The organism is Lederbergia sp. NSJ-179, assembly GCF_022867885.1.
Lineage (GTDB): Bacteria > Bacillota > Bacilli > Bacillales > Bacillaceae_C > Lederbergia.
Map to the genome: position 1 here is coordinate 226,267 of NZ_JALIFP010000002.1, position 22,667 is coordinate 248,933.

Consider the following 22,667-nt stretch of genomic DNA (forward strand, 5'->3'; position numbering starts at 1 on the left):
TGATCGTGTTTGTCGATCAGGTAAAGGTGTATGTGAAAGGCGGAGATGGTGGCGATGGAATGGTCGCCTTCCGTAGAGAGAAATACGTTTCCATGGGAGGACCTGCCGGTGGAGATGGTGGTAAAGGGGCCGACGTGGTCTTCCAAGTAGATGAGGGATTACGTACCTTGATGGATTTTCGTTATCAGCGCCATTTTAAAGCCGCTCGAGGCGAACATGGCATGTCTAAAGGTAAGCATGGTAAAGGTGCTGAAGATTTGGTCGTAAAAGTTCCTCCTGGGACCGTCGTCAAAGATCTAGAAACGAATGAAGTGATTGCCGATCTCGTGGAGCATGACCAAAGGGCTGTGATTGCAAGAGGGGGAAGAGGCGGCCGCGGCAATATTCGTTTTGCTACTCCTGCGAACTCCGCACCAGAAATTGCTGAAAATGGCGAACCTGGACAAGAAAGAGATGTTGTCCTCGAATTAAAAATTTTGGCCGATGTCTGTCTTGTGGGCTTTCCAAGTGTCGGTAAATCCACATTACTATCGGTTGTTTCAGCGGCAAAGCCGAAAATAGCAGAATACCACTTCACAACGATTGTTCCGAATCTTGGAGTCGTGGAGACAGAAGATGGTAGAAGTTTTGTGATGGCGGATTTGCCAGGCTTAATTGAAGGGGCTCATGAAGGAGTGGGGCTTGGTCATCAATTCCTTCGCCATATTGAAAGGACTAGAGTAATTGTCCATGTGATTGATATGTCTGGTATGGAGGGAAGAGACCCTTACGAAGATTATCAAACCATCAATCAGGAGCTGGAAAACTATAATCTTCGTCTTCTTGAACGTCCACAAATCATTGTCGCCAATAAAATGGATATGCCAGATGCGGAGGAGCATTTAGCTATGTTTCGAGCTCAACTTAAAGAGGACCACCCCATATTTCCAATTTCAGCGCTTACAAGACAAGGTGTCCGGGATTTATTATTTGAAATCGCCAATCAATTAGAAAAAACTCCGGAATTCCCGCTTTATGAACCGAAAGGGGAAGATTCGGAAGTGCATCGAGTGATTTATCGACATGAACAAGATCCAGATCAATTTTCAATTGCAAGAGATCCGGATGGTGGCTTTGTGGTAACCGGGGAAGCGATAGAGCGTCTGTTTAAGATGACCGATTTCTCTAGAGATGAATCCGTCCGAAGATTTGCTAGGCAAATGAGGGGGATGGGGGTGGATGATGCATTACGAGAGCGAGGAGCAAAGGATGGAGACATTATTCGAATTCTAGAATTTGAATTCGAGTTTGTAGAATAGCGTTTTTCCGAATGGGGGAAGAGGGTATTGGCTAAGAAAGAATATCAAAAGAAATTTTATTTGGTGCGTGAAGATGTGTTGCCTGAAGCCATGAAAAAAACATTGGAGGCAAAGGAATTAATTGAAAGGAAAAAGTCTGTTTCCATTTGGGATGCTGTCCAGCAAGTGGATTTAAGTCGTAGTGCGTTTTATAAATATCGGGACACTGTTTTACCCTTTCATAGAGTTGTAAAAGAAAAAATTATTTCGCTGTTCTTTTATCTTGAAGACAAGCCTGGTGCACTCTCCACATTATTAGCCATTGTGGCCAAGAATGCTTGTAATGTACTAACTATTCACCAAACCATTCCATTGCAAGGGAGAGCGAACGTAACCCTTTCGCTGGACATTGCTAGTATGAACGTCGAAATTGATGATCTTTTGGCAGAGCTAAATCGATTAGAATTTGTCGATAAGGTCGATGTATTGAGTTCGGGTGGGTAATTCTTGTATAAAAATTCTAATTCCGATTCATCTTGCTGTCAGTTTAAACGAAAAGCCTTTATCCAGAATGGTGATCTGGATAAGGCTTTTAATTTTCATCAACTAATATCCCAGCGGCCTTTAGTTCTTTTTCTGCTTTTTCGATTGCCTTTTTGTTTGGAGCCGCTAACGCATGTAGATGGATGCCTGATGTGAGATCGGCTAAAAGGGATGAGTTTGTTATTTTTACTTTATGGAGGAAATGTTCAACTTCCTTCCGATTGGAGACCATAAGGGAAGCAGTCAGATCCCCATAAATCGGATGTTCTACAATCACATTTTTCACTGTGATTCCATGATCGACTAAAATATATAATTCTTCTGCGGTTTGGCTGCGTGAGTGGGAACACACAATGGTTTTCTCAAATACAGGGGTCTCTTGTGTGGCTTTCATATACAAATAACCTTGGCTTGTCGCAATAATAGGGATATTTCGAGCTTTTAATAAGTTAATATCCCCGACAATCACTTGTCGGCTCACTCTTGTCATTTCCGCAAGCTCACCACCAGTAATCGGTGTATTACTTTCCTTTAATAAAGAGAGGAGCCTTTCTCTTCTTTCCTCGCCAAGAAGTTTTTTCTGTTCTTGCTTCATAATAGAATCGTCCTCCAACCGTTCATTTGCTTTTCATTTTAACATATATCCCCAACTGTTACTTATATCATGCAAGGGGGCTAAAGGAAGAATTGTCATAAATGAAAGCCCAATCTCATAAGTTTTGATGAAGATTATTAGCATTTTGCCCAATCATTCATACACTGTATGGACTTAGCTTTGAGGAGGGGAAATTTGTGAGGATCCATATTGTGCAAAAAGGAGAAACATTATGGAATATTGCCCAAAAATATGGTGTGAATTTTGATGAGCTTAAAAAGTTAAATGCGCAATTATCGAACCCAGAGATGATTATGCCAGGAATGAAAATTAAAATACCTGGTACAGTGGGGGGGAGTAAGAAAGAGCATTCAAGCCATCATCACCAACACCATCCATCTGGTGTCAAGGAGATGCCAAAGGTGGAACATCCATTTTTACAAAAAAAAGAAGCGCCTATGCCAGTTGTAAAACCGCCAAAGGAAAAGCCGAAGGAAAAACCAAAGGAAAAGCCACAACATATCTATCAGCCTGTGATGCCGCAACCGCAACCACTTCCAGAAATCGATATTAACAATTACTATATGATGAATATGCAGCAAATGCAGACCCAGCACATGCCGCAGCCAACACCGCCTAAAGAAAAACCAGTTCATTATCATGAGGAATCTTCATCTATTCCGGAAATGCCAATTCAAGGAGGGGCTCAGCAACCGATGTTCCATTATCCAATGCCAACACCATGCTTTGATCCATGTTACCCATATCCGCAGGCTTACCAACCGCAAGTTTACCATGGTCAAATGATGCCACAAGGCCAAATGATGCCGCAAGTTCAAGGAGCGATGACGGCACCAGGATCTATGATGCCTTATCCGTCTGCTCCATTTACACAACAGGGTGTTCCGATGACCGGCTACGGTCAGCAACCTTATTGGGAATCGGATGAATCATCATCTGATTACCCTCATCCTGATATGCATCACCATTCTCATGGAAGTGGGCCTAGTCAAAGCGGAGGGGCTTCGGACTATGGGCAAATGGGAATGATGCCATCTATGACGCAACCTTATCCTTATGCAGGTATGCCGATGGCCGGACCCCAGCAGTCAGTGATGCCACAAACGAATATGGGTCCTAGTGGTACAGGGGATTGCGGATGTGGAGGTCATTCTAATTATCCTTCCCAACACCCTTATGGTATGTATGGTCAACCACATCCTATGCAACAAGGACCTATTTATCCGGGGTATCCGCCTATGGGAACAGCCATGCCTTCACCTTATACCATGCCTGGTCGTCATGATGATGAGGAAAGAAATGAATAGAGTTTTTTTAAAAGATGAGAGAGACGGAACGAATCACCGTCTCCTTCTCTTATTAAAGAAATACTTTGATCTTCCTTTTATCCGGATGCAGCCTATAAAAAAAATGGTCTGGCTACTTAGTACGAAAAATCAACACTGGATTTTAAAGGAATTTTCTACACAAGCCAATTTTAAAAAGCAAGCAGCTTTTACAGAAGAATTAAGAAAGGAAGGATTTCAACAAACATATTCTATTCATCCCAAACCATTTATTTTAGAAAAAAGAGTTTTTGGTCTTATTGACTATATCGAATCCAGGGCGGACTCTAAAGTGGATTATCAGCAAAGTTCACAAATTAAGGAGGTCTTAGTCCTATTAGAAAAATACCACCATTCCACTGCAAATATTTCAAAATCCGTAAAGGAACAAATTCCTATTTTTGAACAAATAAAGAAATGGAATAAGAGATTAATCGATTTTCGCCATTCTTTGCCTTTACATACATGGTATCCTGTACATTCTTATTTAAATCACTATGCGGAATTTGGAGAGTGGGCGTTAGAGAAAATGCAGAAACATGCTGCTTTTTTTACTAAAGACCCACATTGTATCATTCATGGTGATGTGGCAAGTCATAATTTTATCAGAGACAAAAAGAACCAGTTATGGATCATTGACTTTGATTTAATTGCGGTTGCTCCTGCCCATATAGATTATTTGCAGTTATCCAATCGAATTTTGCCCTACTTGGATTGGGATATAAATCGTTTATTTTCCTTTCACCCCCTTCAGTCGTTTAAAAACACTCAACCATTTTTAGCAGCGCTTGTTTATCCAACTGATATTTTTAGAGAATGGCTTCATTTTACCAGGGGAACCTCCATTGAACAAAAGAGAAAATGGCCGATGATGGAAAATTTATTACTCAACCAATTTAAACAGCGAATGCAAATGAGCAGGGAGATTATGAACAAAATAGACGCATTATAGTGAATGCACCAGCTCAACCATTGCCAGTATTCCTCTATTTACGATATAGTTAAGGGGGAAAGTCAATAGAAAGGGGTTGAAGGAATGGCAGGACATTCAAAGTGGAAAAATATACAAGGTAGAAAAAATGCTCAAGATGCCAAGCGGGGAAAGATATTCCAGAAATTGGCAAAGGAAATCTATGTAGCAGCAAAACAAGGTGGACCTGACCCCAATACCAATCCTTCCCTTCGACTTGTGGTAGAAAAAGCAAAAGCGGAAAATATGCCAAATGATAATATTCAACGAGCGATTGATAAGGCAACAGGAAATAAAAATACAGAACACTATGAAGAAATCGTCTATGAAGGATATGGCCCAGGTGGTACAGCGGTAATGGTCATTTGCTTAACTGATAATAAGAATAGAACGGCAACGAATGTGAGGCTTGCTTTTAATAAAAATGGCGGGAATCTTGGTGAATCAGGGTGTGTATCTTATCTGTTTGATCGGAAAGGATATCTGGCCATCGATAGACAGGACTTTGAGATGGAAGAGGATGATATGCTGCTGGCAGTGATTGAAGTGGGTGGCGAGGAAATGGAATCGAGTGCGGAAGCTTTCGAAATTTATACAGATCCTGAAAGTTTCATAGAGGTAAAAGATCATCTAGAAAAAGAAGGGATTACATTTGCGACAGCAGAAGTGACAATGGTTCCTCAAACATACTCGGCTCTTGAAGGAGAACAGGCGGAAAATATGCAAAAAATGCTCGACATGCTTGAAGATGATGACGATGTTCAGGAAGTTTATCATAATTTTGTTGAAACAGATTAAGCAAAATCCATTCAATGTAGAAAAAGAAATACATTGAATGGATTTTTTGTATTCACCAGGAAACAATAAAATAATGGGACAAGATGTAATTATTTAAAAAATCCCGCTTGGAAAAATGACTCCTTCCCTCTTTTTAAGTGTAGAGAAAATTGGATATGGATGTTATTTTTTGGGCATTCTAAAGTTTAGAAGAATTAAATTTATAGGCAAAGAGGTGATCCGTATGAATTTTACGGGAAAATTGCTTATTTCGTTCGTCATACTAATGGGAACTATCGTATTTTATCAGCCAACATACCCAGAACAAATCCACGCAAAATCAACCAGTGTAGAACAGGAAGAAACACCGGTTTATGTTCCTGAAAGTCCTCTTGAAATAAAGGTTGTCTTAAAAAGGAAATATTTAGATGGAGATGTTAGTGAAGAAGTAGTAAAGGAAACTATTTGGGCATTGGAAGATTTTTGGGCAAAATATGAAACATGGCGGTTAGTTGATATAGATGAAAAACAAGTTATATTTCAAAAGTCGGTAAACGATATTTCTCCCTTATTAAAGGTGAATGGATTCTTTGGGCTTCAGGAGGATGGTACATTATCGATATTTAATGGAAGTCCTGATCAATCTGACATCATTCACTCTTTTTTTCAAATTGACATAGAAAAATTAGAAGGGAAGAAAAGAGAAGAGCTGAAGAGGGGTATTCCCGTACAAACGAAGGAAACCTTTACAGAAGTATTAGAAACCATGAAACAATATTCCATTGAAAAAAATGCAGGTCAAAAGCACAGCCCGGCTTTTTGAGAGCCGGGCTGTGCTTGATTTCAATCACTTGTATATTTACAGTATATCCATGAGACGAAACGTTTATGCCAGCCCAATCTTGGTGACAACTCACTTTTTTCGGCAGTGGTTTCCCGTTTCCATTAAATTTACTTCTCAGAGGCGACGCGGGCTTTAAATTTACAATATGGCATCCCTTTTATGATACAATAACAAGTAACATGAAAGAGGAGAGAAGTGTGTGTACGAATATATAAAAGGCAGAATCGAGCAGATTGGACCTGAATATGTGGTTTTAGATAATCATGGCATTGGTTATCAAATTCTGACGCCGAATCCGTTTGTTTTCTCTAGTAAAAAAGGTCTAGAAACAATCATTTATACATATCAACATGTTAGGGAAGATCTAATTGCCCTGTACGGATTTGCAACATTTGAGGAGAAATTAATGTTCAAGAAGCTTTTGAATGTTTCAGGTATTGGTCCTAAAGGTGCTTTAGCCATATTGGCATACGGAGAGCCAGCTCAAGTGATTCAGGCGATTGAAAATGAAGATGAAAAGTTTCTTGTTAAATTTCCAGGTGTTGGAAAGAAAACAGCGAGGCAAATGATGCTTGATTTAAAAGGGAAATTACATGATGTTGTTGCTTTACCTGAGGTGGCCACTGCTGAGCAAGCAGAAGAAGCTGCTTTCGAGGAAGAAGGGGAAGAGTTAAAAGAAGCCTTATTGGCTTTGGCCTCCCTTGGGTATTCAGAGCGTGAACTAAGAAGGATTGAGCCGAAGCTTCAGAACAAGCAGTTAACAACAGATCAATATATTAAACAGGCATTACAATTATTAATGACTTGATAGAAAGGAAGTGGCAGGATGGAAGAAAGAGTACTCTCAAGTGATGCGATAGCCAATGATGTACCCTTTGAACAAAGTCTCCGTCCGCAAACTTTATCCCAGTATATCGGACAAGATGAGGTAAAGAAAAATTTAGCTGTTTTTATTGAAGCGGCGAAACTCAGAAAAGAAACGCTGGATCATGTGCTGCTATTTGGGCCACCAGGACTTGGAAAGACGACTCTAGCTGTTGTGATTGCGAATGAAATGGGCGTCAATGTGCGGACAACTTCTGGGCCTGCGATTGAAAGACCAGGTGACTTAGCAGCTATCTTAACCTCTCTTGAACCAGGGGAGGTATTATTTATTGATGAAATTCATCGTTTACCTAGGGCGATTGAAGAGGTGCTATATCCTGCAATGGAGGATTATTGCTTAGATATTGTCATAGGGAAAGGTCCGGAATCTCGATCTGTTCGCCTAGATCTTCCCCCTTTTACGCTTGTAGGGGCGACAACTAGATCTGGTTCTGTCTCAGCTCCATTGCGTGATCGCTTCGGTGTTTTAAGCCGTTTAGAATATTACACAGAAGATCAATTAACAAATATTATCCAGCGGACGGCAAAGATATTGGAAACTGAGATTGAGGAGAAAGGTGCAATCGAAATCGCCCGGCGCTCACGCGGAACTCCACGGATAGCCAATCGATTATTGAGGAGGGTACGTGATTTTGCCCAAGTAAGGGCAGATGGAGTCATAACCCGCCAACTTGCAGATCAAGCCTTAGAATTATTACAAGTCGATCGTTTAGGACTGGATAATATTGACCATAAACTGTTAAAAGGAATGATTGAAAAGTTTCGTGGGGGCCCCGTTGGGTTGAATACGATCGCAGCAAGTATCGGGGAAGAAGCGATGACGATTGAAGATGTGTATGAACCCTATTTACTGCAAATTGGTTTTTTGCAAAGAACGCCAAGAGGCAGAATGGTCACTGAGCTTGTGTATGAATATTTTCAACTGGAGGTTCCGGAAAGGTGAGTGGACTATCAAAGCTTCTTATGATCGTGGGAGGAGTGATTTTTGCTGTTGGTTTCCTCTCACACTTTATCAAAATTGGCAGGCTGCCAGGAGATATCGTGATAAAAAAGGAAAATTTCACTTTTTACTTTCCAGTTGTGACATCCATACTGTTAAGTGTATTATTAACAGTGGTTCTTTATTTGATCGGGAGGTTCAAGTAAGTGAAATTAGATCAGTTTGATTTTGACTTGCCGGAAGAATTAATTGCACAAGTCCCTTTGGAAAATCGTGCATCAAGCCGTTTAATGGTGTTAGATAAACAAACGGGAGAAATCCAGCATGAGATTTTTAGCGATATTATGAAGCATTTACAAAAAGGCGATTGTTTGGTTTTAAACGATACAAAGGTCCTTCCAGCAAGATTATTTGGTGTAAAACTTGATACTAGTGCAAAAGTTGAAGTATTGTTATTAAAGCAATTAAATGGGGATCAATGGGAAACACTTGTAAAACCAGCGAAAAGATTAAAAAAAGGGATGGCACTTTCCTTTGGAGATGGCGGGTTAAAGGCTGTTTGTTTAGATGAATTAGATCATGGTGGGCGAGTTTTAGAATTTCAATATGATGGAATTTTTTACGAAGTACTCGATCAGCTTGGTAAAATGCCCCTTCCCCCATATATTAAAACACAGCTTGAAGACCAAGACCGCTATCAAACCGTTTATGCAAAGGAACGAGGATCGGCAGCGGCCCCAACAGCTGGATTGCATTTTACCGAAGAGCTCCTAAGGGAAATACGCGAAAAAGGGATACATATAGCCTATATTACCCTTCACGTCGGATTAGGGACATTTAGACCAGTCAATGTAGAGGAGATTGAAGAGCATGATATGCACGCAGAATTTTACCGGATGTCGAAAGAAACGGCAGAGCTGTTAAATCGGACGCGAGCACAAGGTGGTAGAATTATTTCCGTTGGCACCACATCTACGAGAACACTGGAGACAATCGCTTCAGCAAACAACGGAAGTTTTACAGAAGCAAATGGCTGGACAGACATATTCATTTACCCAGGATATGAATTTAGGGCAATCGATGGAATGATCACCAATTTTCATTTGCCGAAATCGACCCTGATTATGCTTGTTAGTGCTTTAGCGGGAAGGGAGCATGTCCTTCATGCTTATCAAGTAGCTGTACAGGAGAAATATCGCTTTTTTAGTTTTGGTGATGCCATGCTATTAATTTAAACGATGAAAGGAGGGGCTAATTTGAACGCCATTACATACGAATTGTTAAAAACATGTAAACAAACTGGAGCAAGGCTTGGGATTCTGCATACTCCACATGGGTCCTATCCAACACCGATGTTTATGCCTGTGGGAACACTGGCTACAGTGAAGACAATGTCACCCGAGGAATTGAAACAAATGGGGGCAGGGGTGATTTTAAGTAATACCTATCATCTCTGGCTTAGACCTGGGCATGAGATTGTCAAAGATGCTGGTGGCTTGCATTCGTTTATGAACTGGGATCAAGCGATTTTAACGGATTCTGGAGGCTTTCAAGTTTTTTCCTTAAGTGAATTTAGAAAAATTGAGGAAGAAGGAGTTCATTTCCGCAATCATCTAAATGGGGACAAGCTCTTTTTATCTCCAGAAAAATCTATGGAAATCCAAAATGCGCTCGGGTCTGATATTATGATGGCCTTTGATGAATGTCCACCATATCCAGCCAGCCATGATTATATGAAAAAATCGGTTGAACGAACCTCGCGCTGGGCCGAAAGATGCTTAAAAGCTCATAACCGAACAAAGGATCAAGGTCTATTCGGGATCGTTCAAGGAGGAGAGTTTAAGGATTTACGGAAACAAAGTGCGAATGATCTTGTTTCACTTGATTTTCCCGGATATGCAGTTGGGGGATTGTCCGTTGGTGAACCAAAGGATATTATGAACAAAATGCTTGAGTTCACAACCCCTTTATTACCAGATAATAAACCGCGATATTTAATGGGGGTTGGATCCCCTGATTCGCTAATTGATGGGAGTATACGCGGAATTGATATGTTCGATTGCGTATTGCCAACAAGAATTGCCCGAAATGGAACAGTAATGACCTCTAAAGGCAGATTGGTTGTGAAAAATGCAGCATATGCTAGGGATTTCAGCCCGATTGATGATGAATGTGATTGCTACACATGTAGGAATTACAGCAGAGCCTATATTCGTCATTTAATAAAATGTGACGAAACGTTTGGAATAAGACTTACGACTTACCATAATTTGCATTTTCTGTTAAAATTAATGGAGCAAGTCCGAGAAGCGATTAAAGAAGATCGTCTAGGTGACTTCAGAACAGAATTTTTTGAGCGATATGGATTAAATGCTCCTGACGCGAAAAATTTCTAAATACACATTTTATAAGAAAAGGAGGGATTTACTAAATGGAACAGCTACTCGGTTTATCACCCTTTATTATTATGATCATCTTGTTTTACTTTCTATTGATCCGGCCAAATCAGAAGCGTCAAAAGGCTGTGAATGAAATGCAAAGTAATCTGCAAAAAGGAGATAAAATCGTTACTATTGGTGGATTACATGGAAGAATTGAAGCACTTGATGAAGGAACTATTGTACTCAAATGTGGAGATGGCAGCAAGCTTACATACGATCGTAACGCCGTTCGTGAAGTGCTAGAAACGAATAATAGTGTGCAATAATGTTAGCAAAAAAGAAGCGAGTCGTGAGACAGCTTCTTTTTTCCTTTTTTACAGGATACAAAAGTATAAAAATTGGCTAATGTCTGGATCTAGCTTCAGGGCGGGTGCCTTGCGCTTTTCTTATGATTTGTAGGAAGGTCCTGCTAATATATTAACTCCAAGAACTCCTCCCATTGTGGCTGTTAAAATATAACAAATATGATAAATGAATTGTTCGATTGAAAATAATGAGCTTTGTCCTAAAAATTGATAAGCCAAAATGATAAGGGAATAGAGCAGGCCGGTCGCTCCTCCAATTAACCATCCTTTTTGTTTTCGTTTGCCTCCACTAATAAAACCGCCAAAAAAAACAGCAAAAAATGAGATAATCGTGATTAATAAGCTAATTGACTTTTCTTGTGTACCACTAAATTGCAAAATAAGTGAAAAAATAAGGCTGGATAATACGCCAAAAAGTAAGATTGTGATCAATCCATAAACAATAGAAACAGCAAAATTTTTAATTTCGATTACGATTCGCTCCCTTCTAGACAATGAACATAAAAAACTTTTCCCTCTGTACATGCTTATTCACGAATAGAATTTTTAGAAGTCTTTGTCCCCTTTTTTTAATAATCTTATTTATGTGGGATATAGTATGAAAAGGAGGGTTAACTGCATGGAAAAATATTTAATTATCATTGCGCGTGTTATTATTCTGTATGTGCTGATGCAGCTTATTTTCAGATTAATGGGGAAGCGTGAAATCGGGGAACTAAGTGTATTAGATCTTGTTGTTTTCATTATGATGGGGGAGATGGCCGTTATCGCTATTGAACAGCATAAGGACCCATTACTGGATACGATTGTTCCCATGCTGACTCTTATGCTCATTCAATTGGTTCTGGCCTTTCTCTCGCTAAAAAGTCGAAAGTTTAGATTATTGATGGATGGAAAGCCATCTGTAATTATTAATAAAGGGAAAATTGATGAAAATGAAATGAAAAAATTGCGCTATAATTTTGATGACCTACTTATGCAACTCCGCCAGAAAGATGTCAAAAATATTGCAGATGTGGAGTTTGCTATTCTAGAATCCTCTGGGGAACTTTCCGTTATAAAAAAGGATAAAAAAACCAAGACAGGCTCTTATACCATTCCTCTCATCTTAAATGGAGAAGTTCAATTTGAACATTTAGAGGAGGTGGATAAGGACGAATCTTGGTTAAAAAAGGAGTTACAACAAAGAGGCCACAACGATCTTGAGCAAATCTCATTTTGTAGTTATCAAGATGGGAAATTTTTTGTTGACTACGATGATAAAAAAACGTGATGTAACAACATACTGCTTATCTTAAAATTCGATTAAACAGAGGAAGTCGAATCAGATCACTTTTCGTTAATAATTTAAAGGCAAAGATTAGGATTAAATAAATACACACGACCATCACGATTCCAATCGCGAGGAAGAGTAAAGAGGGATATTGCTCAACCACATGACGTAGATAAAAGATTCCAGACAAACCTGCTACGAGAGTGGCAAGAATAAATTTCCCGTACATTCCTAAATAAACGGTAAATTGAATTTTCTTCAGTACGGTAGCGAAATGTAAGAGCGTTACAAGAACCGTACTAATAGCGATCCCAAGTGCTACACCATTAATGCCATATTCGGGCTTGGAGGCAAAGATAAAAATAGCGAGTATTTTGATCACAGAGCCGATTAGACTATTAATCATGGCTGCGTTTGCTAAATTGAGTGCCTGTAATATGGCGCCTAACGGTCCTTGAAAATAAGTGAATAAAAAGAAAGGCGCAAGGAATTGAACAAATTCAAATCCCTCCGTGCTGCCGTATAACCATTTCATCAACGGCTCAGCAAACACATATAAAATCACCGTGGACAAACAGCCAGCTATGAGCACGAATCGTAAGGCTTGTTGAAAACGATGCTCGACCATCATCTTGTTGTCCTTGGCATTTGCCTCACTAATGGCTGGTACAAGTGCAGTAGACAATGAATGAGTAAAAAAAGAAGGCAGCGTTAATAACGGTATAGCGAAGCCGGCTAAAAGTCCATATTGTTGTGTGGCCGCTCCGGCGGCTATTCCTGCTAACAGAAGACTGTGAGAGACGACGATTGGTTCTAAAAACCAAGTAACATTACCAATCAGCCTGCTTCCAGTCGTAGGCAGGGCCACATTCATTAGATCAGCTAATGTTTTTTTGCCACCTGAAAGTGATTTGAAAAAAGCTTTTCGTACCCGAAATTTCTTCTTTGCCTTAAACATCAAAAATAAATAAAGGAAGGAAGCAAGCTCACCCAGCACGGATGCTCCCATCACAGCAGCAGCTGCATATTCAATTCCGAGCGGTAAAAATTTTTGCGCTAGAAAGATAATTAAAGCGATTCGCACAATCTGTTCCAAAACCTGAGCAATGGCAGACGGTTTCATATTTTGTTTGCCTTGGAAATACCCCCTTATGACGGCTGAGACCGCTACAATTGGTACGATGGGCGTAATCGCTAGGAGCGGGTAAAGCGTTCTTGGGTCTGTAAATAATGTTTTTGCTAAGAGTGGTGAAGCCAACATTAATGCTGGTGTAAGAATCAATGATAATGAACCTGTCACAGCCAAAGAAACAGCCAGTACTTTTTTTGTTTTGTTCCGATCGCCCGTTGCTTCCGCTTCCGCTACTGCTTTAGAAATAGCAACAGGCAATCCCAATTGAGTAATGGTAATGACAAGGTAGAGTGTGGGGGATGACATGACAAATAAGCCTACCCCTTCGGCTCCGATCATGCGGTTGATCACAATTCGATTCATAAAGCCGAGAAGTTTAGTCACGAGCCCAGCCGCCATTAAGATCATCGTTCCTTTTAAAAATTTGTTCAATTCTGTCCCCGCCTTCTCAAATCAGTTCCATTCGATTACAATAAGTATATGCAAGAAGGTGGACAAAGCATGACAAGTTATCTGGAACATTTTCAACTCATGGAGGCGGTTGCTATGAATACAAGAAAAGAGCACCCATATGATTCGTATGTGCCTATACTAGAACCAGTCCTTAAAAGCAAACTGGAGGAATTTTCTGTTTTAGGCTATGAAACGATTAAAGAACAAGATTTATGGGCGTTTTTAACACAAAAAAAGTGGAAAAAAAGTCATGAAGGAATCAGGATCCATGAATTGGTATCAGATATTCTTTCCGTGAAGGTTGGAGATTATATGAATTATGCGACTGTCGAAGCATATAAATCTCCGAATTTGTTTTCGGGATTAGCTTCTGAGGAATTAGAGGAATTGCTCCAGCCGAAAGAGAAAAGTTGAAAGCCTTACGTTTTATTTTGAAAAAGTACTATCAGAAATAATTGACAGTCTTTTTTTACTGATTCATAATAATCATATTGACTTTATGAATCAGGGTTAAGTTCGTTATAGGATATAAGGTCTTGTGTTATTATGGCGAGGGGGATTTATCAATAATGGTAAAAAGAAGTAGGTTTGTTGTCTTTTTCCTTATCATCCTGTTACTGGCAGGTTTAGGGGGATCGACAACGAATGAAATTATTAAACATATAAAATTGGGGCTTGATCTGCAAGGTGGATTTGAAGTTTTATATGAAGTAGAGCCAGTGAATGCAGATCAGAAAATAAATAAAGAGACGCTTGTACATACAACAGAAGCCTTAAACAAACGAATTAATGTTTTAGGTGTGAGTGAACCAAGTATCCAAATCGAGGGTTCAGATCGAATTAGGGTGCAATTACCTGGGATTGAAGATCAAAGCCAGGCTAGAGAAACATTAGGAACTCAGGCTGTTTTAACATTTAGAGATGTAAATGATAATGTGATGCTTGACGGGAGTGATTTGGTTGAAGGAGCAGCAAAGCAGTCCTTTAAACCGAATACGAATGAACCGATAGTTTTGGTTCAAATGAAAGATCGGAAAAAATTTCGTGAGGTCACACAGAAAATTGTCGATATGGCGCCTAATAACGTATTAGCGATCTGGCTTGATTTTGAAGAAGGTGTTGATTCCTATAAAGAAGCCGCTGCTAATAAAGATCCGAAGCTGCTCTCAGCTCCTTATGTAAAGCAAGTATTCAATGATACAAGTGTATCGATTGAAGGGAATTTTACGACTCAAGAGGCAAAGGATTTAGCCAATCTTTTAAATGCTGGGGCATTGCCTGTTAAATTAAAAGAAGTGTATTCCACTTCTGTTGGTGCATCATTTGGTGAACAAGCCTTGGAAAAAACAGTTAATGCGGGGATTTTAGGTATTCTTCTCATATTTATTTTTATGATTGTGTATTATCGTTTACCTGGTATAGTCGCCACCATCACCCTTTCCGTTTATATTTATTTGATTTTGCTTGTCTTCAATTTAATGAATGCTGTCTTAACATTGCCGGGCATCGCCGCTTTAATTCTTGGGGTCGGTATGGCTGTGGATGCGAATATTATTACGTATGAACGGATTAAGGAAGAAATGAAGGTTGGGAGATCTCTATCATCCGCGTTTAAGGCAGGGAATAAATCATCCTTTGCAGCGATTTTAGACGCCAATGTGACGACCTTGCTTGCGGCGGCTGTGCTGTTCTATTTTGGGAACAGCTCGGTAAAAGGCTTTGCAACGATGTTGATTGTGAGTATTTTAATGAGCTTTTTTACAGCGGTTTTCGGTTCAAGATGGTTGCTTGGTCTTTTAATTGATAGTCGATTTTTTAAGGACAAGCCTGGTTGGTTTGCTGTAAAGCGCAGTGCCATCTTCAAGCTGTCAGAAAATAAGACAACCCATGATTTACCAACCCGTTTTGACCGCTTTGATTTTGTCAAACATCGGAAGAAATTTTATTGGTTTTCATCGATTTTAATTGTAGCCGGAATTATTATTTTGGCAGTCTTCCGCTTAAATTTAGGGATTGACTTTTCAAGTGGAACGAGGATAGAAATTGATGCAGGAAAACCGATTACAAAGGAAGAAATTGGTTTGGAGCTTAAGGAACTTGGCATCAATACACAAGATATTGTCTTATCTGGTGTGGAAAAGGAAATAGGAGTTGCCCGTTATAAAGAGGAATTAAACCATAAAGAAATTGCTGATTTAAAAGCTCATTTTGTTGATAAATATGGAAATGAACCAAATGTCAGTACGGTATCATCCACCGTCGGAAAACAATTGATCAAGAATGCCTTTTACGCTTTATTAATTGCAGCTCTTGGGATTATTATTTACGTATCCTTCCGCTTTGAATTTGCCATGGGCTTCACTTCCGTATTAGGCCTTGCCCATGATGCCTTCTTTATTATTGCTGTGTTTAGCTTGACACGTTTGGAGGTCGATTTAACCTTTATCGCGGCTGTCTTGACGATTGTCGGTTACTCTATAAATGATACAATCGTTACGTTTGACAGGATCAGGGAAAATATGAAGGAAAGACGTCGATTGAAAACAGAAGAAGATATTGCGATGGTGGTGAATCAGGGATTACGTCAAACCTTGACACGTTCAGTCAATACAGTGTTAACAGTTGTTGTAACAGTTGTAGCGCTATTACTCCTGGGTAGTGAATCCATTCGAAACTTTTCCTTTGCCTTGTTAGTTGGGCTATTAGCGGGGACTTATTCTTCCATCTTTATTTCTGCTCAGCTCTGGTACGATATGAAGGTTAGGGAGTTAAAAAAGAAGGGCCCCATTACGACAGTAAAAGAGAAAAAGAAATGGACAGATGAGCCGCAAGTATAAGCCTAGTGATAAACCGCAGAACTCTGCGGTTTTCCATTTTAAGATAGGGAAATAAAAATTGGCTAGTGTTAGGATCTTGCTTCAGGCGCCTTGTGCTTATAGTTGCGTGTTCTCGCCGTGTCATTTTTAATGGACCATGGGATCGAAAGGATAACAACATGGTATAAAAGTTTAGTCTAAAGGAGTGAATATATGTTACTTCCAAGTAGTCGTTGGGTTGTTCACGAACCTAATCAGAAGCTAGCAAATGAATTAGCACAAAAAATGAAGATTGCCCCTATCGTCGCTACTTTGCTAGTCAATCGCGGAATGATCACCGAAGAAAAGGCGATTTCGTTTTTACACGCTGAAAATGAGGATTTTCATGATCCGTTCCTTTTTCAAGACATGGGTAAAACCGTTGATAGAATTCAGCAGGCGATTGATCGGCAGGAACCGATCCTAATTTTTGGTGACTATGATGCCGATGGAGTGACCAGTACAACTGTCCTTACGGAAACGCTGTTACAAATGGGAGCCAATGTTACCTATTACATACCGAATCGTTTTACGGAAGGATATGGTCCAAATAAGGACGCATTACAGAAGGCATATACAAACGGGATTCAATTAATTATAACTGTAGACACAGGAATAGCCGCTATTGAGGAAGCGAAATTTGCGAAAGAGATAGGAATCGATTTCATTATTACGGATCATCATGAAGCAGGGAATGAGCTCCCAGAGGCTTTTTCTATTATCCATCCTAAAATTCCTGGTTCGATTTATCCTTTTAAAGATCTAGCAGGCGTTGGTGTTGCCTTTAAATTGGCCCATGCATTAAGTGGTCATCTACCTGAATATTTACTTGATTTGGCCGCAATTGGAACCATTGCAGATTTAGTTCCACTTCATGGAGAAAATCGAATCATCGTCAAAAGAGGTTTAAAGATACTAGCAAGCACGCCACGATTAGGACTGCGGGAATTGTGTGAAATGGCAGGAACGATGATTTCTGAGGTCAATGAAGAAACCGTTGGCTTTCGTATAGGTCCTCGTTTAAATGCCCCTGGTAGACTTGAACATGCGGGTCCGGCTGTAGAACTGTTAAAGACAAAAAGCCCTGCAGAAGCGAAAGTACTTGCAGAGGAAATTGATAGAATGAATAAAGAGCGACAAATGATTGTGTCAAATATTGCGGATGAAGCGATTCAAATGGTTGAACAGGATTTTCTATCCGAGGAAAATAAAGTGATTGTGATTGGGAAGTCTGGTTGGAATCCAGGTGTAATAGGAATTGTGGCTTCTAGATTAGTAGAAAAATTTTATCGTCCAACGATCATCCTGAGCTTTGATCATGAAACAGGGCTGGCAAAGGGATCTGCTAGAAGTATCAATGGGTTCAATCTATTTGAGAATTTATCTTCTTCTTCAGATATACTTCCTCATTTTGGTGGTCATGCGATGGCAGCAGGTATGACTTTATCCATTGATCATGTTGACTTACTTCGTCACAGATTGAACGAGGCAGCAAACGAACAACTTGAAGCGTCTGATTTTATCCCTATCACGGAATTAGATGCGGCCATTTCACTAGAAGAAATTGATGTGGAATCCATTTCCCAATTGAATCAATTAGCGCCATATGGGATGGGTAATCCCAAACCGCAAATTCTAATTGAACATGTAAAGGTAACGAATATCAAAAAAATCGGGGCCAATAAAAACCATTTGCGCATGACACTTGCACAGGGAGATCATTTACTTGATGGAATTGGTTTTCAGCTTGGTCGGATGGCTTCCGATATTTCACCTGGATCAACGGCTTCCGTTATTGGAGAACTCTCTATTAATGAATGGAATAATAAGAAAAAACCACAAATCTTTTTAAAAGATGTTGCCATCAAGGAATGGCAGTTATTTGATTTGCGCGGAAATCGACAGTTCCATCAATGGACCCCTTATTTAAGAGAAAAAAATGGGCTCTTTGTTTTCTTTTCGGAAAAAGCTTTTGTCAAGTACGGTTCAGATGTCGAAAGTGTATGGATTACTAATCAAGATGAAGCGAAGAAATTGAATATAAATGGAAGACATATTATTTTATTTGATCTCCCTCCACAGTCTGACTGGTTAGAAATACTTGTGAAAGATAAATCACCAGCATCTATCTATGCTCATTTTCTTCAAGAAGAGGAACATTTTTTTGCAACGATACCGACGAGAAATCATTTTAAATGGTATTATGCTTTTCTATTAAAAAGAGGAACGTTCGATTTGAAAAAATACGGAGCAGACCTTGCCATACATCGTGGATGGTCAAAAGAAACGATTTCATTTATGTCAAAAGTGTTTTTTGAGTTAGATTTTGTTACAATAAAAGAAGGACGAATAACGATGAATATTAAAAAAACAAAAAGGGATTTAGAAGATTCCCCTACATATCAAAGGAAGCAGCAACAAATAAAAACAGAGAAAGAACTTACTTATTCCACATATGATCAACTAAAAAAGTGGTTTGATGAAAAGATTTCACATTCTGTACCATCGGAGGAGGAACAAGCGTATGGATCTAAAACAATTTATAACCATTGTACCTGATTGGCCTCAAAAAGGCGTTATTTTTAAGGATATAACAACGCTAATGGACAATGGGGAGGCTTACCACTATGCAACAGATCAAATTGTGAACTATGCTAAAGAAAAGAAAGTTGATATTATCGTCGGTCCTGAAGCACGTGGTTTCATTATTGGCTGTCCTGTTTCATACGCTTTAAGTCTCGGGTTTGCTCCCGTTAGAAAAGAAGGAAAGCTACCGCGTGAAACCATTAAAGCAGATTACGGAAAAGAATATGGCAAAGATAAATTAACGATTCATAAGGATGCGATCAAACCGGGGCAACGTGTTTTAATTACGGATGATTTATTAGCGACGGGAGGAACCATACTCGCGACAATCGAATTAGTTGAAAAGCTAGGAGGGATTGTGGCTGGAATCGCTTTCTTGATTGAACTAACATACTTAAATGGTAGAGAGAAGCTTGATGGATATGATATACTTTCATTAATGAAGTTTTGATTGAGGTAATCAAGGCTGTCCAATGGAAAATACTCTAAAGGAAAGAGTAGACATTGTGACAGCCTTGATTATTAGTTTTTTTAAAAAAAAATATGGAGTTTTATCACAATTTATGTAAGAATGACTGTTATCATAGTCAATCGGTAAGAAATTGTGTCGTTTTATTTCGGAGGCCAACAGGACGTTGGTCAGAACAGCGTTGCGCCAGGACGGCGCGAACTTAGCTGTTCATCCATTTGATCCTTACTTTTTGAACATCCTCTATTATAATGATTAAATAAAAAGGTGATCCTCATGGCAAAAGATCAAAATATATCAGCAGCAGACGTAATGAATAAAATAAGTGAATATTTAAATGAGGAAAACGTTACTTTTGTGAGAAGAGTATATGCATTTGCAGAAAATGCTCACAAAGACCAATCTCGCAAATCAGGTGAACCTTATATCATCCATCCTATTCAAGTAGCTGGGATTCTGGCTGACTTAGAAATGGATCCAGCAACGATCGCAGCCGGTCTCCTACATGATGTAGTTGAGGACACTACGGTCACCTTAGCGGATATTTCCCATGAATTTTCTAGTGAAATTGCTATGCTTGTTGATGGTGTCACGAAGTTAGGGAAAATCAAATATAAATCTCATGAGGAACAGCAGGCTGAAAATCACCGGAAGATGTTTGTCGCGATGGCACAGGACATTAGGGTGATCCTGATAAAGCTTGCTGACAGGCTTCATAATATGCGGACATTAAAACATCTACCACCACACAAACAAAGAAGAATTGCTAATGAGACACTTGAGATTTTTGCCCCACTCGCACATCGACTTGGAATTTCAAAAATTAAGTGGGAATTAGAAGATACTGCCTTACGTTATTTGAATCCGCAACAGTATTACCGAATTGTCAACTTGATGAAGAGAAAACGGGAGGAACGAGAGCAATATTTAGACGATGTTATGGCAGGGGTAAAAGAACAATTAAAGGAAATGGATATTAAAGCAGATGTATACGGTCGTCCAAAGCATATTTACTCCATTTATCGCAAAATGATGGTTCAACATAAACAATTTAATGAAATCTATGATTTGTTAGCGGTCCGGATTATCGTAAACAGTATTAAAGATTGCTATGCCGTATTAGGAATTATTCATACTTGCTGGAAGCCGATGCCAGGCCGTTTTAAAGACTATATTGCCATGCCTAAGCCAAATATGTATCAATCTCTTCATACAACTGTGATTGGACCAAAAGGAGAGCCATTGGAAGTCCAAATTCGTACGATAGAAATGCATCGTATTTCTGAATATGGGGTTGCAGCTCACTGGGCGTATAAAGAAGGAAAGACGAATGAGTCCAAGGATGAGCTCGATAAAAAGTTAAGCTGGTTTCGCGAGATTCTTGAGTTCCAAAATGAAACAGAAGATGCCGAAGAATTTATGGAATCTTTGAAAATAGATTTGTTTTCAGATATGGTTTTCGTGTTTACTCCTAAAGGAGATGTGATTGAGCTGCCGGCAGGTTCGGTTCCCATTGATTTTGCTTACCGTATTCATTCCGAGATTGGAAATAAAACGATTGGAGCAAAAATAAATGGAAAGATTGTCACCCTTGATTATAAACTGAAAACAGGAGATATCATTGAAATTTTAACATCCAAGCATTCATATGGTCCGAGTCAGGATTGGTTGAAGCTTGCTCAAACCTCCCAAGCAAAAAATAAAATTAAACAATTTTTTAAACGTCAGCGTAAAGAAGAAAATATAGAAAAAGGGCGCGAATTAGTCGAAAAGGAAATAAAAGAGCTTGAATTCGAACCCAAAAAAGTAATGACATCTGAAAATTTAAGAAAAGTTGCCGATAAATTTAATTTTTCTAATGAAGATGATATGTTTGCGAGTGTGGGTTATAATGGGATATCTGCTCTTCAAGTGGCAAATCGATTAACGGAAAAGCTAAGAAAGCAACGAGATCAAGATGAGAAAATCGAAGAAATTATAGCGGAAACAAAAAAAGATAAACGTCCTAAGCGCTATGATGCAGGTGTAAAAGTGAAAGGAACAGATAATCTCTTAATTCGTCTATCCCGTTGTTGTAATCCCGTACCAGGGGATGACATTATTGGGTTCATTACGAAGGGGAGGGGAGTGTCTGTCCACCGGGCTGATTGTCCAAATATTGATACGGCTGAGATGAAAAACCGTCTAATTGAAGTGGAATGGGAAACAGCTCCTTATAATCATAAAGAATATAAGGTGGAAATTGAGATATCGGGTTATGATAGAAGTGGTCTACTAAATGAAGTGTTGCAAACAGTAAGTGGAATGAAGACAAATATTACAGCCGTAACAGGACGGGCTGATCGAAATAAAATGGCCACAATTATGATGACGATCTCGATTCAAAATATTAGTCATCTGCACAAAGTAGTCGATAAAATTAAGCAAATACCAGATATTTATTCTGTTCGGAGGATCATGAATTAAGGGAGTTTATAAAGTATGAGGATCGTATTACAAAGATGTCAAAAGGGAAGTGTGACCGTTAACGAAGAAGTTGTGGGTCAAATTAATCGAGGATTTCTGTTATTAGTTGGTTTCCAAAAAGGAGATACAAAGCAAGCCTGTGAGTGGCTTGCTGAAAAGATTGTGCATTTACGTGTATTTGAAGATGAGGATGGAAAAATGAATCGCTCGTTACTTGATGAGGGTGGATCCATTTTATCGGTTTCTCAATTTACACTATATGGAGATTGTCGTAAAGGAAGGCGTCCAAATTTCATGGATGCAGCGAAGCCTGAGGATGCGGAGATTTTATATCATTATTTTAATGAGATCTTAAAAGAAAAAGGGGTGCAGGTTGAGACAGGTATTTTTGGTGCGATGATGGATGTCTCCCTTATAAATGATGGACCTGTCACCTTGATTCTTGAAAAAGGCCAATAGGATGTTAATCAGAACAGCGTTGCGCCAGGACGGCGCGAATTTAGCTGTTTA

At 39.3% G+C, this 22,667-nt stretch carries 22 protein-coding genes; 19 read left to right on the forward strand and 3 right to left on the reverse strand.

The features are described 5' to 3' along the window. The first annotated feature begins 5 nt into the window (after window positions 1-5). Window positions 6-1,298 carry a GTPase ObgE gene (gene obgE / locus MUB24_RS03070; RefSeq protein WP_244701161.1) on the forward strand — a complete coding sequence of 431 codons (1,293 nt, stop codon included), beginning with the start codon at window positions 6-8 and terminating at the stop codon, window positions 1,296-1,298. A gap of 27 nt (window positions 1,299-1,325) precedes the next feature. Then, window positions 1,326-1,781: an ACT domain-containing protein gene (locus tag MUB24_RS03075; protein WP_280516847.1), complete on the forward strand. Its 456-nt coding sequence runs from the start codon at window positions 1,326-1,328 to the stop codon at window positions 1,779-1,781. A gap of 88 nt (window positions 1,782-1,869) precedes the next feature. On the opposite strand, the gene MUB24_RS03080 is transcribed toward MUB24_RS03075, so the two are convergent. Next, complete coding sequence (locus MUB24_RS03080; protein WP_244701068.1) at window positions 1,870-2,415, reverse strand: transcription repressor NadR; 546 nt, start codon at window positions 2,413-2,415, stop codon at window positions 1,870-1,872. Between the two features lie 197 nt (window positions 2,416-2,612). Between MUB24_RS03080 and safA the strand changes: the two genes are divergently transcribed. The 10 genes from safA (at window position 2,613) to yajC (ending at window position 10,884) form a co-directional block, all read left to right on the forward strand. Then, entirely contained in the window at window positions 2,613-3,743 is a 1,131-nt protein-coding gene (safA, locus tag MUB24_RS23160) for a SafA/ExsA family spore coat assembly protein (RefSeq protein ID WP_313898419.1), read from the forward strand. Then, window positions 3,736-4,713 carry a phosphotransferase gene (locus MUB24_RS03090; protein ID WP_244701071.1) on the forward strand — a complete coding sequence of 326 codons (978 nt, stop codon included), beginning with the start codon at window positions 3,736-3,738 and terminating at the stop codon, window positions 4,711-4,713. Before safA ends, MUB24_RS03090 begins: the two co-directional genes overlap by 8 nt. A gap of 84 nt (window positions 4,714-4,797) precedes the next feature. Further along, complete coding sequence (locus tag MUB24_RS03095) at window positions 4,798-5,529, forward strand: YebC/PmpR family DNA-binding transcriptional regulator (RefSeq protein WP_244701074.1); 732 nt, start codon at window positions 4,798-4,800, stop codon at window positions 5,527-5,529. A 223-nt stretch (window positions 5,530-5,752) separates the two neighbouring features. Continuing rightward, complete coding sequence (locus MUB24_RS03100) at window positions 5,753-6,331, forward strand: intercompartmental signaling factor BofC (protein ID WP_244701077.1); 579 nt, start codon at window positions 5,753-5,755, stop codon at window positions 6,329-6,331. Between the two features lie 220 nt (window positions 6,332-6,551). Further along, window positions 6,552-7,160 (forward strand): Holliday junction branch migration protein RuvA, encoded by a 609-nt coding sequence (gene ruvA / locus MUB24_RS03105; RefSeq protein ID WP_244701080.1) that lies wholly within the window; start codon window positions 6,552-6,554, stop codon window positions 7,158-7,160. 18 nt (window positions 7,161-7,178) lie between these two features. After that, window positions 7,179-8,180: a Holliday junction branch migration DNA helicase RuvB gene (gene ruvB, locus MUB24_RS03110; protein ID WP_244701082.1), complete on the forward strand. Its 1,002-nt coding sequence runs from the start codon at window positions 7,179-7,181 to the stop codon at window positions 8,178-8,180. Beyond that, window positions 8,177-8,383 (forward strand): DUF2905 domain-containing protein, encoded by a 207-nt coding sequence (locus MUB24_RS03115; RefSeq protein ID WP_244701086.1) that lies wholly within the window; start codon window positions 8,177-8,179, stop codon window positions 8,381-8,383. Before ruvB ends, MUB24_RS03115 begins: the two co-directional genes overlap by 4 nt. Beyond that, window positions 8,384-9,412, forward strand: a complete 1,029-nt coding sequence (queA, locus tag MUB24_RS03120) for a tRNA preQ1(34) S-adenosylmethionine ribosyltransferase-isomerase QueA (protein WP_244701089.1) — start codon at window positions 8,384-8,386, stop codon at window positions 9,410-9,412. A gap of 21 nt (window positions 9,413-9,433) precedes the next feature. Then, a complete protein-coding gene (gene tgt, locus MUB24_RS03125) occupies window positions 9,434-10,573 on the forward strand; it encodes a tRNA guanosine(34) transglycosylase Tgt (protein ID WP_244701092.1) in 1,140 nt (379 codons plus the stop codon). A 35-nt stretch (window positions 10,574-10,608) separates the two neighbouring features. Beyond that, the gene (gene yajC, locus MUB24_RS03130; protein ID WP_244701095.1) at window positions 10,609-10,884 is read left to right on the forward strand and encodes a preprotein translocase subunit YajC; all 276 of its coding nucleotides are present in this window, start codon (window positions 10,609-10,611) and stop codon (window positions 10,882-10,884) included. Window positions 10,885-11,004: 120 nt separating this feature from the next. Here yajC and MUB24_RS03135 read toward each other — a convergent pair whose 3' ends face one another. Continuing rightward, on the reverse strand, window positions 11,005-11,418 hold the full coding sequence (locus tag MUB24_RS03135; RefSeq protein WP_244701098.1) for a TIGR04086 family membrane protein: 414 nt from the start codon (window positions 11,416-11,418) through the stop codon (window positions 11,005-11,007). A gap of 124 nt (window positions 11,419-11,542) precedes the next feature. Here MUB24_RS03135 and MUB24_RS03140 point away from each other — a divergent pair, with 124 nt between their 5' ends. After that, the gene (locus MUB24_RS03140; RefSeq protein ID WP_244701101.1) at window positions 11,543-12,196 is read left to right on the forward strand and encodes a DUF421 domain-containing protein; all 654 of its coding nucleotides are present in this window, start codon (window positions 11,543-11,545) and stop codon (window positions 12,194-12,196) included. A gap of 16 nt (window positions 12,197-12,212) precedes the next feature. On the opposite strand, the gene spoVB is transcribed toward MUB24_RS03140, so the two are convergent. Further along, the gene (gene spoVB, locus MUB24_RS03145; protein WP_244701104.1) at window positions 12,213-13,760 is read right to left on the reverse strand and encodes a stage V sporulation protein B; all 1,548 of its coding nucleotides are present in this window, start codon (window positions 13,758-13,760) and stop codon (window positions 12,213-12,215) included. Window positions 13,761-13,829: 69 nt separating this feature from the next. Between spoVB and MUB24_RS03150 the strand changes: the two genes are divergently transcribed. The 6 genes from MUB24_RS03150 to dtd all read left to right on the forward strand — a co-directional run bounded on the left by MUB24_RS03150 (window position 13,830) and on the right by dtd (window position 22,616). Further along, window positions 13,830-14,195, forward strand: a complete 366-nt coding sequence (locus tag MUB24_RS03150) for a post-transcriptional regulator (RefSeq protein WP_280516848.1) — start codon at window positions 13,830-13,832, stop codon at window positions 14,193-14,195. A gap of 155 nt (window positions 14,196-14,350) precedes the next feature. Then, on the forward strand, window positions 14,351-16,618 hold the full coding sequence (gene secDF / locus MUB24_RS03155; RefSeq protein WP_244701107.1) for a protein translocase subunit SecDF: 2,268 nt from the start codon (window positions 14,351-14,353) through the stop codon (window positions 16,616-16,618). Between the two features lie 192 nt (window positions 16,619-16,810). Beyond that, a complete protein-coding gene (gene recJ, locus MUB24_RS03160; RefSeq protein WP_244701109.1) occupies window positions 16,811-19,195 on the forward strand; it encodes a single-stranded-DNA-specific exonuclease RecJ in 2,385 nt (794 codons plus the stop codon). After that, window positions 19,161-19,673 carry an adenine phosphoribosyltransferase gene (locus tag MUB24_RS03165; protein WP_244701111.1) on the forward strand — a complete coding sequence of 171 codons (513 nt, stop codon included), beginning with the start codon at window positions 19,161-19,163 and terminating at the stop codon, window positions 19,671-19,673. The genes recJ and MUB24_RS03165 overlap by 35 nt, the downstream gene beginning before the upstream one ends. Before the next feature lie 294 nt (window positions 19,674-19,967). Next, entirely contained in the window at window positions 19,968-22,157 is a 2,190-nt protein-coding gene (locus MUB24_RS03170) for a RelA/SpoT family protein (RefSeq protein ID WP_244701113.1), read from the forward strand. Between the two features lie 15 nt (window positions 22,158-22,172). Further along, window positions 22,173-22,616: a D-aminoacyl-tRNA deacylase gene (gene dtd / locus MUB24_RS03175; protein ID WP_244701115.1), complete on the forward strand. Its 444-nt coding sequence runs from the start codon at window positions 22,173-22,175 to the stop codon at window positions 22,614-22,616. The last annotated feature ends 51 nt before the right edge of the window (window positions 22,617-22,667 follow it).